Genomic DNA, 14664 nt, shown 5'->3' on the forward strand with positions numbered 1-14664 from the left:
TAAAACCCATTGTATAACCAATAAGGAAAAATTATGATTCCACAATTATTTGTAGAAAAGATCGATTTAGGTGATGGCAGAAGCATCACAATCGAGACGGGTCGTTTAGCAAAACAAGCTGATGGTTCGGTAGTAGTAAGAATGGGCGACACGATGATACTTGCAACAGCAGTATCTGCACGTAGCGCTAACCCAGCGGTTGATTTTTTACCATTAACGGTAGATTACCGCGAAAAATTTGCAGCAGCAGGTCGTTTTCCAGGAGGTTTCTTTAAAAGAGAAGCTCGCCCTAGCGATAGCGAAGTATTAACAATGAGATTAGTTGACCGTGTTTTACGTCCGCTTTTTCCAGATGATTACCATGCTGAAACACAAGTTATGATTCAGTTAATGTCTCATGACGAAGAAGTTATGCCAGACGCTTTAGCTGGTTTAGCTGCATCTGCAGCATTAGCAGTTTCAGATATTCCATTTTATAACTTAATTTCTGAAGTTCGTGTTGCACGTATCGACGGGAAATTTGTAATCAACCCAAGCAGAACAGAATTAGAAAAATCAGACATCGACATGATGATTGGAGCTTCTTTGGATTCTGTAGCAATGGTTGAAGGAGAGATGAAAGAAATTTCAGAAGCTGAAATGGTTGAAGCAATTAAATTTGCTCACGAAGCTATTAAAGTTCAAATTCAGGCACAATTGCGTTTGCAGGCTGCTTTTGGTAAAAAAGAAATTCGTACTTACGAAGGTGAGAAAGAAAACGAAGAAATTTACAAAAAAGTAAAAGCTGCTGCATACGATAAAATATACGCTATTGCAAAAGTTGGTTCAGCTAAACATGAAAGAAGCGCTGCATTTGCTGAAGTAAAAGAAGAAGTAAAAGCTTTATTTACTGAAGAAGAATTAGCTGCTGATGGAGATTTAGTTTCTAAATATTTCTACAAAACAAACAAAGAAGCTGTTCGTAATGTAGTATTAGAATTAGGTGTTCGTTTAGATGGTAGAAAAACTACTGATATCAGACCAATCTGGTGTGAAATTGATTATTTACCAAGAGTTCACGGTTCTTCTTTATTTACACGTGGAGAAACTCAGGCTTTGGCTACTGTAACTTTAGGAACTTCCAGAGAAGCTAACCAAATTGACTCTCCATCTGAACAAGGAGAAGAAAAATTCTACTTACACTATAACTTCCCTCCTTTCTCAACTGGTGAAGCAAAACCATTAAGAGGAACTTCAAGAAGAGAAGTTGGTCATGGTAACTTAGCTCAAAGAGCTTTAAAAAATATGATTCCTGTTGATTGTCCTTACACAATTCGTATTGTTTCTGAAGTTTTAGAATCTAATGGTTCTTCTTCTATGGCGACAGTTTGTGCCGGAACAATGGCTTTGATGGATGCCGGAGTTCAAATGGTAAAACCAGTTTCTGGAATTGCTATGGGATTAATTACCGACGGTGAGAAATTTGCTGTATTGTCAGACATTTTAGGTGATGAAGATCACTTAGGAGATATGGACTTTAAAGTAACCGGAACTGCTGACGGTATTACAGCTTGTCAAATGGATATCAAAATTGATGGATTACGTTATGATATTATGGAGCAGGCTTTAGGTCAGGCACGTGAAGGTCGTTTACACATTTTAGGTAAACTTACTGAAACTATCGCTGCACCAAGAGCTGATGTAAAAGCTCATGCACCAAAAATCATTACCAGAACTATCCCTGGAAACTTTATTGGAGCCTTAATTGGACCTGGTGGAAAAGTAATTCAGGAATTACAAAAAGCTACAGGAACAACTATTGTGATCAACGAAGTTGATGAGCAAGGTGTTATTGAAATCTTAGGTACAGATCCTGCCGGAATCGAAGCAGTATTGGCTAAAATTAAGTCAATCACTTTTAAACCACAAATGGGAGAAGCTTACGAAGTAAAAGTAATTAAAATGTTAGATTTTGGAGCTGTAGTAGAATATACTTCTGCACCAGGAAATGAAGTTTTATTACACGTTTCTGAATTAGCTTGGGAACGTACTGAAAATGTAACTGATGTTGTAAACATGGGTGATGTATTTGAAGTAAAATACCTAGGTGTTGATCCTAAAACTAAAAAAGAAAAAGTGTCAAGAAAAGCACTTTTACAAAGACCTCCACGTGAGGAGAAAAAAGAGTAATCAGATCTTAGTTTACTAAAGGTTTATTCATAGAAAACCCCAATTCATTTATTTGACTTGGGGTTTTTCGTTTTTATCTTTTTTCAATTCATAACAAATCAACTTTTCAAAAACTATCCATTAAACAATTTGTGTCTTTTTATTGATTTTCCTTCTCTAATTAAATAAGCATGATAAGAGCTTGGAACATCATGTGTCCATTTAGGTAAAAAATAAATTATCAGATAAACATCAATATGCCCCACTATTCCAAAAAATACTGCAAGAAAAAAAGGAATTCCGGCGTGACCAAATCCAATCATAGAAACAAATGCGAGCAACAATGTTATACCCCACAATTTAGATAAAAGAGCATGTGTACATGTTTCTTTTCCAAATTTCAGAATACTAAAAACATATGTCAGACCTTCCATTACAAAAATTGAAATAATCGCATATTTATGTTCAATAATAATTTCTGGATTTAATAACCACGTGCACCAACCTACACAAATCCAAAAAACTAAATCGACCTGACTATCCATTCGACGTAATTTTTCTGATGACACACCTACTCTTCTGGCAATAATACCATCAAAAATATCCGTTAACAATCCGAAGATCATTAATGACACTAAAATCATTCTAACATGCACAAAATTAGTGCTCGCAATTAGAATCATTATGAAACCTAACAATAATCTAATAAGAATAAGCAATAAAGGAACTTTTTTCATTTCTATAATTTTAATAATTCCCAACAAACCTATTGCAATTATCGCATTTTGATTTGTGCAAAACAATAATAACAATTTGTACATTTGTGATTATCGCAAATTATGAGACATCAGGAATCCTTTTTAAAATCAATTCGAAACAAAATTTCAAAATCTACTTCTCTAATAGATGAGATTGCTACCGTTTTAGAAATCAGTTACGATGCATCACACCGAAGAATATCCGGAAAAAGTAAATTTTCATTGGATGAAACTATTAAACTAGCCAATCATTTTAATATTTCACTGGATAATTTATATGCGAAAAAGGAAAATATTATTGTTGAGAAAACAATTGAAATAGAAACATTAAAAGATATGCTTCAGTATTTCAAAAGATCGGCAGAGCAAATTGAAATATTAACGAAAGATTCTAATACCGTATTATTTTATTCTGCAAAAGACATTCCCCTATTTTATTTCATGGACGGAACCATATTATCAAAATTTAAAGCTTTTGTCTGGCTTAATCTTTTAAATACAAATCCAAAAAAAGTTTCCTTTGAAAATTTTGTCATTGAAGAATCCTTTACAGAATACATGCAAAAACTAAAAACTGTATACGAAAATGTCCGTGTAAATGAAATATGGAATGATACTACCATCAACAGCAGTCTACAACAAATTCTGTATTTTTATGAAGCAGGATTACTTACTCTAAAAAACGCAAATGCTCTGTGTAAAGATTTAAAGAGAATCATTAATTTAATAAAGGAAAAATGCAATGAACCTAATACCAATTTTGCAATTTATTATAATGAGTTGATTTTACTGAATAATAACATGCTCATAGAAACCGATCAAAAGTTAACGATGTTTGTACCTTATACGCTACTAGGTTATTTTATAACTGATAATGAAGATGGCTGCAAAAATGTACATCAGTTTTTCAAACAACAAATCACAAATTCAAAACCCTTAGGGCAATCTGGAATAAAAGAGCAAAATTTATTTTTTAATCGAGCCATTAGAAAGATAGAGTATTATCTGGAGAAAATAAATTCGCAGGTAGATCTATTATTTTAAAAGCAGATATTAAATACGTAATTTATTCACATAAAATCCTAATTCATTTATTTGAATTGGGATTTTCCTTATAAAAAAACAAACATTAAATGACATTTTAACACTTATCCGTGAAATTTGTAACATTTTTTTGATACTTTTGGAATCGCCAAAACCAAACATTAAAACCACACAATCCTTTGAAAAATTATCAAAAAAAATCTGCATTCCTTATTTTATTTGGATTATTCTTAAACATTTCCATTATTCACAGTCAAACCAGCAATGATGTTGCTATTTACAATTGGTTTGACAAAACAATAGGGAAAGAGAATCTGGACATCATTAACGGCATTCCGCACACCAATCCTTACAGAACAACCGGAGATAGTCATTTGTATTATATTGACCAATACGAATTAGGAACCCTTAATTATGAAGGACAATTATATTACAACGTAAAACTAAAATATGATATTTATAGAGATATTTTGGTTTTAAATCCTTTTGGAGAATCAGAAAGTGTTGGTATAAATGTTATCACTACCAAAGTTGGATCTTTTTCTATTAAAGATAAAAACTTTGTGAATATCGATAAAAAAGATCCGGCGGTTCCTGAATTTACAGCAGGTTACTATGAAGAAAATAAGATTTCGCCTGATTTTGTATTTTACATTAAGCATCATAAAAACCAAATAAAATCGATAAATGAAGGTGTCTTACTTTATACTTTTAAAGAAAATACCTCATACTTTCTTGATTTAAAAGGTAAAATTTATTCTATAAAAAGCAAAAACGATATCATCAAACTGTTTCCAGATCAAAAAAAACAAATCAATGGGTTTTATTTAATGAATAGAGAACTTAGAAAATCTGACGAAAATCAATTTATGAGAAATTTGATGAAATATATTAGTAATTCTCTTTCCATTCAAACCAAATAAGACAAATGAAAAAATTTCTACTCGCCTTAATTATTTTATTCTCATTTCAATTATCTGTTGCTCAAAATACGAATGAGAAAATATCTATTACTTTTAAAGATGAAACTCTGGAAAGTGCATTAAAAGCAATTGAAACAAAAACATCTTACAAGATTTATTTTGATCCTACATGGGTTGGCGCTAATAAAGAGTTGATAAACGGAACTTACACCGACGTTAAAATTGATGAGATACTGGATAAAATTTTAAATAAAACCGATTTAAATTTTATCATTCTAAAAAACAAAATCATTCTAACACTAAATAGCACAATTCACGATGATTTGCCTGCTAATTATTTTTCTGACGCTCCGATTGAAACTCCGAGCAACGATAATAATAGTGACAATCCTGTTTTTTATCAGCAATATGACTCATTAAACAGTTACAGCGTTACAAAAAAAGCATCTATTGTTTTTATTGGAAAGGAAAATAAAGATATAACCAAGAAAAACTATACTGTTTCTGGTTCTATAAAAAATGCCGAAACCGGTAAACCTGAAGCTAACATATATATTAAAGTAAAAAATAAAAACATCAGTGCTTCAAGTGATCCTGATGGAAATTATACGCTGCAACTTCCGAGAGGAATCAATGTTATTGAAATAAAATCATTAAGCCACAAGGATGTATCCAAAACTTTAATGGTTTATGATGATGGTACTTTTGACATTAATGTTAACGACAAATCAAATCAATTAGACGAGGTTGTAATTAATAAAAAAGGAAGAAAACAAACTGAAACCGCTGTTTCGGGCTTGGTTTCTATTGATATTGAAGGAATAAAAAATGTTCCTTTAATTCTTGGTGAAAGAGACATTTTAAAAGTTGCAACTACTTTTCCAGGTATTAAAACTACGGGAGAAGGATCGGCGGGATTCAATGTTAGAGGAGGAAAAGACGATCAAAACTTAATTCTTTTAGATAATGCAGTGCTTTATAATCCACAACACTTTTTAGGTTTTTTCTCTGCTATAAATCCTTATACTGCTAAAAAAGCCGACATCTATAAAGGAAGTATTCCTGCTGATTTTGGTGGAAGATTATCATCTGTATTTGATATTAGTACAAAAAACGGAAATCCTGAAAAATTTTCCGGTGAAGGTGCAATTGGTCCAATTACATCAAACCTTACACTTAGTCTGCCAATAGAAAAAAACAAATCCAGTATTATTTTTGGAGGTCGTGCAACCTATTCAGATTGGATTTTAAAATCATTGGATGATGAAAACCTTAAAAATAGTCAGGCTGGTTTTTATGACGGAATCCTTAAATACAATAACGCAATTAACAGCAATAACAATCTTGAAGCTACGGCTTATTATAGCCATGACCGTTTTAGTTTGGATACAGATTCTATTTATAAATACAGCAACAGACTTGCTTCATTAAAATGGGATCATACTTTTAACAAAAAAAGCAAAGCGGCTTTGATTTTCACAAACAGTGAATACAAGTTCAATATTGATTATGATTCAGATAATGTTGATTCATTTGATTTTGGATATAAAGTAAACGAGTCGCAAGTACAGTTAAAATTTAATTATCAATTAACTCCAAAACATAATTTATCATACGGTATTGCAAGTAAATTATACAATATTGCTCCAGGATACCAACATCCTAAAAATCCTGAATCTCTTTTAATTTCTACCGACATTGAAAAAGAAAGGGCACTAGAATCTGCCATTTATTTAGCCGACAGCTACAAATTAAGCGATAAATTATTGCTTGATTTAGGTTTGCGATATTCTTATTATGCAGCTCTGGGAGAAGCCAATATAAATTCTTATCAGGAAGGTTTGCCTTTAAGTGACGAAACTGTAACCGGAACTACACATTATAAAAAAAATGAAGTTATAAAAACATATGGCGGCCTCGAACCTCGTTTGGCGGCACGTTATTTTATTACCGAAGATTTCTCGATAAAAGCCGGATATGACATGACCAGACAGTACATTCATCTTTTATCAAGCAATGTAACACAATCACCTACAGATACCTGGAAATTATCAGATTCGAATGTTGCGCCACAAACCGCACAACAAGTTTCTTTAGGTTTGTTTAAAAATCTAAAAGATGAAGAATATGAAATTAGTCTTGAAGGATATTACAAAAGATCTAAAAACATTCTTGATTACAAAGTTGGAGCGCAGCTTGTTTTAAATGAAAATGTAGAAACAGAATTATTGCAAGGTGAAGGAAAAGCCTATGGAGTTGAACTTTTATTGAAGAAAACAACCGGAAGATTAAACGGATGGATTGGCTATACGTATTCGCGCACACTTATTAAACTTGACAGTCAGTTTAGTTCAGAAAAAGTAAATAACGGAAATTATTTCCCTGCAAATTTTGATAAACCTCATGATTTAAGTGCGATTTTAAATTATAAATTTACAAGACGTTACAGTTTATCAACCAATTTCTTATATCAAACCGGAAGACCTATTACTTATCCTATTGGAACTTATCAATATGGGAATGCCCAATATACCTTGTATAGCGACAGAAATGCTTATAGAATTCCTGACTATATTCGTCTGGATATCGGAATTAACATTGAAGGAAACCATAAAATAAAAAAACTGGCTCATAGCTTCTGGAACATATCCGTTTATAATGTTTTAGGAAGAAATAATCCGTACTCAATTTATTTTGTCACTGACCAAAGTGGAAAAGTAAAAGGCTATAAAACATCAATTTTCTCAATACCTGTACCAAGTATTACTTATAATTTTAAATTTTAATTTAAATGAAAAATTATAACCTAAATAATATTCTGGTTTTCATTCTATTAGTTATTCTCTGTAATGGCTGTACAGAAGCATATCCGTTGCTAACTAATAGTTATGAAGAGGCATTAGTAGTTGAAGCTACAATAACTAATGAATTGAAAATACAGGAAATAAAACTCACTAAAACAGGCAAGTTTGAGGATGAAAGTTATCTTCCTGAAAGTGGCGCAGAGGTTTTTATAACAGATGATTCGGGTAATCAGTATAACTTTAAAGAAGACGCTGAAAAATATATTTCTACAGTAGAATTTCAAGCTGTACCAGAAAGAAAATATCAATTACATATTAATACCAAAGATGGAAGATCGTTCGAATCGTCTCCTGAAACTTTAACTACTATAAACCCGATGCAAGAGGTAACTGCAGCAGTTGAAGCTAAAGATAATGTGAATGGAGTAAGTATTAGGATAAAAAGTTATGATGCTTCACACGCATCAACCTATTATCGATATGAATATGAGGAAACCTATAAGATTGTCACTCCAAAATGGAGACCAACAAAAGCAGCATTAAGCAATACTGGTTCTCTCATTTTCCTTACAAATTCACCTGACACAAAAGTTTGCTATGGCAACAAAAAAAGTGCTGAGATTCTTTTAGCCAATACAAATGATTTGAGTGAAGATCGTGTTGATTTTCTCGCACGATTCATTAGTGATCAGGATTATATAATGACAAACAGATATAGTATTCTGGTAAAACAATATATAGAAAGTTTAGCTGCCTTTAATTACTATACAACCTTGAAAAAATTATCAGGTCCTGAAAGCATTTTATCTCCAACTCAACCTGGACTTTTACAGGGAAACATAAAATCTGTCAACAATCTAAATAATAAAATAGTGGGATATTTCGATGTTGCTTCAGTATCAACAGAAAGAATATATTTTAATTATGCTGATTTATTCCCCGGTAAAGCCGCACCCCCATATGTTGCTGATTGTCAAGAATATTGTTATGGCAATCCTGAAGCTGGAACTGTTCCTGAACCATGCACGCATGTAGCACCTTTTACAGAAGATTTAGGACGTAATATTATAAGCTATTTTTCAGGTATAGATGGCGGAGGTTCATTTAGTTATTGGGTTAATGCTCCTTGTGGAGATTGCACCACTTTTGCATCGAATATAAAACCAACTTTCTGGACAGATTAACATTTTCAATTCTAATAAAAAAATGAAAAGTTTCTAAATCAAAAAGTGCAAAATTTAAGTAATGAAAATCCATAAAATAAAAAATATAATCCTTTTTGCTTTTCTTGCTATCCTTTTAAATGGATGTACAGAAACGTATCCGCTTTTGACTAACACATATGAAGAAATAATTGTTGTTGAAGCCACTTTAACTAACGAACTTAAAAACCAGGAAATAAAAATTACCAAAACTTCAAGATTTGAAGATGATGGTATTGAACCCGAAACTGGTGCAAAAGTTGTCGTTAAAGATGATCAGAACAATGAATATTTGTTTGAAGAAAGTGCAGGAACTTACAAATCTCAAACTGCTTTTGCCGCAGCTCCGGATAGAAAATACACATTGGAAATTACCACAAAAGACAGGAAAATTTACCAATCAACACCACAAACCTTAACAGCTGTAAATCCAATTGAAAGCGTTGTGCCTTCACTTGCAACAAATAAAGATAACGAAACCGGAATTCAGATTAATGTAAACAGTTATGACGAAAACAACAGTTCAAAATACTATCGTTATGAATATGAAGAAACCTACAAAATTGTTGCACCAAGATGGAACTCTTTAAAAATCATAACAACTGGACCACAAACAGTTGCGCTTATTAACAATGATCCAAGTACGAGAATCTGTTATTCAACTCAAAAATCGAGCGATATTATTTTAGCGAATACTAACACTCAGACAGAAGACAGGGTAAACTTACCAATTCGTTTTATACAAGAAGACAATTATATCATTGGCCATCGATACAGCATACTGGTTAAACAATATATAGAAAACTTAGAAGCTTATACTTTCCATAGAATATTAAAAGATATAGCAGGATCATCAAGTATTTTATCTCCAAAACAGCCTGGTTTACTCTCAGGAAATATAAAATGTATTAGTGATTCTAACACCAAAGTCATTGGCTTTTTTGATGTCGCTTCTTACTCTGAAGTAAGGATATTTTTTAATTACAATGATTTTTTTCCTGCTAAGCCAGCACCCTACTTTAATACATGTGAAGATATTCCTTTTCGTTTTTGTTTTGGAGGAGAAGACTGCGATGGAGAAACTATGATTTACAACATCAATAGAGACCTCATGACATATATTGGTAACAGCGCACTAAACTATAGACTAGTAGACGTAGAATGCGGAGATTGCACATCATTTTCATCTAACATAATACCTTCATTTTGGACAGAATAAAACACCTTATTGCATTGTTTGTACTCATGAGTACACAATTCGTCGGCGCACAGCAAACTATCTCTTTGGATGAGACTGTTTTCATTCATTCAAATGCCACCACATTTGTTTCGGGTGAAACCTTATTGTATAAAATTTATTGTTTAAAATCTACAGATAAAACACCCAGCAATATTAGCAAAGTAGCCTATGTTGAACTTGTAGACAATAATAAAAAATCGGTATTTAAAACCAAAATTTCGCTGGAAAACTCAGTTGGACAGGGCGATTATTTTATTGCTACAACTTTAAAAACCGGAAATTACAAACTGATTGGTTATACAAACTGGATGTTAAACAAACCTGTTTCTGAGTTATTTCAATTAGATATCAATATCGTTAATCCTTATAAAACAACTGAAAAAGGCACTTCTGAAAATGCTTTAACTTCAAGTGCCGTTAGTTCTTCCAATAGTTCAGAAACAGCATCAAATCAAAGCAGTATCACAAACGAAAATGTCAAACTTAATTTGAATAAAAAAACATTTTCAAATCGTGAATTAGTTGATCTGAAAATTGAATCTTCAAATGCAGTTTTTGCAGATGGAAATTATTCTTTATCTGTTAGAAAGCTAGACAACATACCAACCAAAAGTCAAATCTCTGCTACAGACTTTGCAACAAAATCATCCTATCCTGCATTGCTTGATTTACAAAATAAAGATCAGAAAATAATTCTGCCTGAATTAAGAGGAGAAACTATTTCCGGAAAAATCACAGCACAAAATGGCAGTGCTAAAATCGCAGACATAAGCATTGGTTTATCACTTCCGGGGAAATCTTTTGCATTTAAAGTAGTAAAAACTGATGCTGAAGGAAATTTTATTTTCAACATAAATAAAACGTATTACACTCCGGATATTATTGTTCAGATAATTGATGAAAAAGCAATTAATTATAATCTGACTATAAATAACGCTCCGGAAATAGATTACTCGAAATTATCTTATGAGCAAAATGCTAATTTATCTTATGTGATCAAAGAAAGCCTTTTAGACAGATCTGTTTCAAGCCAGGTTGAAAATGCTTATTATCATAAAAAAGTTGATAACATTGAAAAAACACCAACTTTGGAAACGTTTTATTATCCTCTTGGAAAAGAATATGTTCTGGATGATTTTACCCGATTTAAAACATTAAAAGAAACGATGACCGAGGTTGCTACAGAAGTTTACCATAAACAGGTTGGCGATAAAACTTATTTACACGTAAACGATCCAAGTGTTTTTCCTCAATTACCTGATGCTGCATTAGTTTTGGTTGATGGATTATATTTAGAAAATCAAAATGATTTGATGATTTACAACATGAAAAACGTTTATAAAATTGATGTAATTATTGGAAGATACTATGTGGGTTCAAAATCTTTTAACGGTTTGGTTAGTTTCACCACTTTTGATAAAGATTTTAAAAGCACACAAAAAGGAAACTTTATCGCAAAACCTACTATACTAAGACCACAACCGAAGAAATTATACAACAAAATAGAGTATACTAATTCTAGTGATAACGCAAGAATTCCAGATTTCAGAAATCAATTGTTCTGGAATCCTGAAGTAGCTTTAAACAGTAAGAATAATAATTCTTTTTACACATCAGATATTTCAGGAACTTTTGAGGTAAGACTTGAAGGTTTTGCAAAAAATGGATCACCGGTTTCTTTAAAAGAAATTATCGAGATAAAAGACTCAACATCAAACTAAAAGATCAAATTATTAAATAAAAATTCCCGTTTCTAAAGTTTAGAAACGGGAATTTTTATTTTTTTTTCAAAAATATTTGTAACTTTTTCATAACTTATTACGTATAACTAATTGTACACTTTAAAAATAAGGAGACAATACAATGAGACAACTTAAAATCACCAAGCAGGTAACCAATCGTGAAACTGCATCGTTAGATAAATATCTACAAGAAATCGGAAAAGTTGACCTAATTACCGCTGATGAAGAGGTAGAATTAGCACAAAGAATAAAGGCTGGTGATCAAAGAGCTTTAGAAAAACTTACAAAAGCCAACCTACGTTTCGTAGTATCGGTAGCTAAACAATATCAAAATCAAGGATTAACACTTCCTGATTTAATTAACGAAGGAAACTTAGGTTTAATTAAAGCCGCTCAACGTTTTGATGAAACTCGTGGTTTCAAATTTATCTCTTATGCAGTTTGGTGGATTCGTCAATCGATCCTTCAGGCCTTGGCAGAACAATCACGTATTGTTCGTTTACCATTAAACAAAATTGGTTCTATCAATAAAATCAACAAAATGTATGCGTTATTAGAGCAATCTAACGAGCGTCCGCCTTCTGCTGAAGAAATTGCAAAAGAACTTGACATGACTGTAAACGACGTAAAAGAGTCTATGAAAAACTCTGGTCGTCACTTATCTATGGATGCGCCTCTTGTTGAAGGAGAAGATTCTAACCTTTACGACGTTTTACGTTCTGGAGAATCTCCAAACCCGGACAGAGAATTAATTCACGAATCATTACGTACTGAAATTGAACGTTCATTAGAAACATTAACTCCTAGAGAGGCAGATGTTGTTCGTTTATATTTTGGTCTTGGAGACCAGCACCCAATGACTTTAGAAGAAATTGGAGAAACTTTCGACCTAACTCGTGAGCGTGTTCGTCAGATTAAAGAAAAAGCAATCCGCAGATTAAAACACACTTCTAGAAGTAAAATCTTAAAAACATATTTAGGATAGATAATATTTTTGTTTCAGGTTTCAAGTTTCAAGTTGCTATGAGTAACCTGAAACTTGAAACTTGAAACCTTTTTAACGCAAACAACAGTTTGATTGACTGTTCGTTTTTTGATTGATGATTGAAACTCCGGCTGATTACCGGAGTTTTTTATTGCTTTTTTTTAACCATTAAGATATTAAGTTAAATTAAGGAAGATCATTCAGTTTATAAAACTAAAAAAGGATTATCAACTGCTACTTTATTTTCTTAATCTCTTAATGGTTAGAAAAATAAAATTTTATTTAAACAAACTAAAATCTACCTTTGCAAAAAATAACACACAACTACACAATGAAGAATACACTTATTGCTCCTTCTGTTCTTGCAGCTGATTTTGCCAATTTACAACGTGATATCGAGATGATCAATAACAGCGAGGCTGATTGGTTTCATATTGATATTATGGATGGAGTTTTTGTTCCAAATATTTCTTTTGGAATGCCAGTTTTGGAAGCAATTTCTAAACATGCAAAAAAAACAATCGACGTACATTTGATGATTATTGATCCTGACAGATACATCAAAACTTTTGCTGATTTAGGTGCCAATATTTTAAGCGTACATTACGAAGTCTGTACACATTTACACAGAACACTTCAGGCTATTAAAGCCGAAGGAATGAAAGCAGGAGTTGCCATCAACCCTCATACTAATATTGATTTATTAGAAGACGTAATTAATGACATTGATTTAGTTTGTATTATGAGCGTTAATCCTGGTTTTGGAGGACAATCTTTCATCGAAAATACTTATGCTAAAGTTAAAAAACTAAAAGATTTAATTGCAAGAAAAGGTGCTTCGACAATTATCGAAATTGACGGCGGTGTAACCAACAAAAATGCAAAACAATTAGTAGAGGCCGGAGCTGATATTTTAGTTGCAGGAAGCTTTGTTTTTAAAGCTGAAAATCCAACGCAAACTATTGCTGACTTAAAAGTCCTTACTACTTTTTAAATTTTTCAAATTCGGAAAGAAATCAATACCGGTCATTTTTTCTAAAGTTTCAATAGAAACTACAAAATCATAAAGTGACTTATCGCTATCTTCATTTGGAACTAAAAAAGCAATTGCTTTATGTTCTTTCCCTGATTTAGCCAAAATGATTTTATAAAAATATTTAGGAACAGATACTTTTTCTGTTCCTATTTTTTTATCCGAATCTTTCAGGATTCCACCTGTAACCACATACACATCATTATACTTACCTGCCCAATAACGCGTTTTCTGTTCTAATCTATTCCAGATCCCGCTATTAAAATCATGTCTTTGAGGCGAAATATTTGAAGTATAAAAAGTATCGTTATATGCATCTTTATTAAACTCCATATCTCCAGCCGGACATAGATGCCCTTTGTCATATCCTGATTTTTTATAATTTCTCCAATCAGCAGAACCCGTTGTTACATTTGGATCTTCAACAAAATAAGGTCTTTTAAAATCATTATTTTTTAAATATTCTTTCTTTAATTCATAAGCAACCCATTCTGCCTGCTCAAATTTTTCATTATATGATAGTGTGTAATACTTATGCTTTACAATTTGGTTTGTCGTAGATGTTGGCAAATAAGAAACATTATATAACGAATCTGTACTGCTTTGACTTGAAACAAAATATGGTGAATTATCTTTTTCAGATTCTTCAATTATAATTTCATTTTTCTCTTTCACATCACTTTTACAAGAAAACAATGCCAAGCCAATCAAACTAAACACAAGACTTTTTATCATACTAATTTTAATTAAAGTTCATAAAAAAACGCTCCGTAAATATAAACTTT

11 protein-coding genes are annotated in these 14664 nt (G+C 32.0%); 9 read left to right on the forward strand and 2 right to left on the reverse strand.

All coding sequences use genetic code 11. The features are described from left to right. Window positions 1-33 precede the first annotated feature (33 nt). On the forward strand, window positions 34-2169 hold the full coding sequence (locus AC4FQ3_RS08015; RefSeq protein ID WP_491181515.1) for a polyribonucleotide nucleotidyltransferase: 2136 nt from the start codon (window positions 34-36) through the stop codon (window positions 2167-2169). Window positions 2170-2282: 113 nt separating this feature from the next. Here AC4FQ3_RS08015 and AC4FQ3_RS08020 read toward each other — a convergent pair whose 3' ends face one another. Next, the gene (locus AC4FQ3_RS08020; RefSeq protein WP_471732976.1) at window positions 2283-2885 is read right to left on the reverse strand and encodes a CDP-alcohol phosphatidyltransferase family protein; all 603 of its coding nucleotides are present in this window, start codon (window positions 2883-2885) and stop codon (window positions 2283-2285) included. A gap of 102 nt (window positions 2886-2987) precedes the next feature. On the opposite strand from AC4FQ3_RS08020, the gene AC4FQ3_RS08025 reads away from it, so the two are divergent. The 8 genes from AC4FQ3_RS08025 (at window position 2988) to rpe (ending at window position 13840) form a co-directional block, all read left to right on the forward strand. Beyond that, the gene (locus tag AC4FQ3_RS08025) at window positions 2988-3950 is read left to right on the forward strand and encodes a helix-turn-helix domain-containing protein (RefSeq protein WP_491181516.1); all 963 of its coding nucleotides are present in this window, start codon (window positions 2988-2990) and stop codon (window positions 3948-3950) included. Between the two features lie 179 nt (window positions 3951-4129). Beyond that, window positions 4130-4873, forward strand: coding sequence for a hypothetical protein (locus tag AC4FQ3_RS08030; protein ID WP_042566095.1), 744 nt, complete (start codon window positions 4130-4132; stop codon window positions 4871-4873). Window positions 4874-4878: 5 nt separating this feature from the next. After that, window positions 4879-7659: a TonB-dependent receptor gene (locus tag AC4FQ3_RS08035; RefSeq protein ID WP_491181517.1), complete on the forward strand. Its 2781-nt coding sequence runs from the start codon at window positions 4879-4881 to the stop codon at window positions 7657-7659. A gap of 5 nt (window positions 7660-7664) precedes the next feature. Further along, a complete protein-coding gene (locus AC4FQ3_RS08040; RefSeq protein ID WP_491181518.1) occupies window positions 7665-8861 on the forward strand; it encodes a DUF4249 domain-containing protein in 1197 nt (398 codons plus the stop codon). A gap of 61 nt (window positions 8862-8922) precedes the next feature. Then, window positions 8923-10098 (forward strand): DUF4249 domain-containing protein, encoded by a 1176-nt coding sequence (locus tag AC4FQ3_RS08045; protein WP_491181519.1) that lies wholly within the window; start codon window positions 8923-8925, stop codon window positions 10096-10098. A gap of 26 nt (window positions 10099-10124) precedes the next feature. After that, entirely contained in the window at window positions 10125-11840 is a 1716-nt protein-coding gene (locus AC4FQ3_RS08050) for a hypothetical protein (RefSeq protein ID WP_491181520.1), read from the forward strand. Window positions 11841-11982: 142 nt separating this feature from the next. Further along, a complete protein-coding gene (locus AC4FQ3_RS08055; protein ID WP_007804760.1) occupies window positions 11983-12846 on the forward strand; it encodes a sigma-70 family RNA polymerase sigma factor in 864 nt (287 codons plus the stop codon). Between the two features lie 331 nt (window positions 12847-13177). After that, window positions 13178-13840 carry a ribulose-phosphate 3-epimerase gene (gene rpe / locus AC4FQ3_RS08060; protein ID WP_491181521.1) on the forward strand — a complete coding sequence of 221 codons (663 nt, stop codon included), beginning with the start codon at window positions 13178-13180 and terminating at the stop codon, window positions 13838-13840. On the opposite strand, the gene AC4FQ3_RS08065 is transcribed toward rpe, so the two are convergent. Beyond that, complete coding sequence (locus AC4FQ3_RS08065; protein ID WP_491181522.1) at window positions 13817-14614, reverse strand: DNA/RNA non-specific endonuclease; 798 nt, start codon at window positions 14612-14614, stop codon at window positions 13817-13819. The two genes, rpe and AC4FQ3_RS08065, sit on opposite strands and share 24 nt — an antisense overlap. Between the last annotated feature and the right edge of the window lie 50 nt (window positions 14615-14664).

The sequence above is a fragment of the Flavobacterium sp. AK-345 genome, assembly GCF_058310175.1.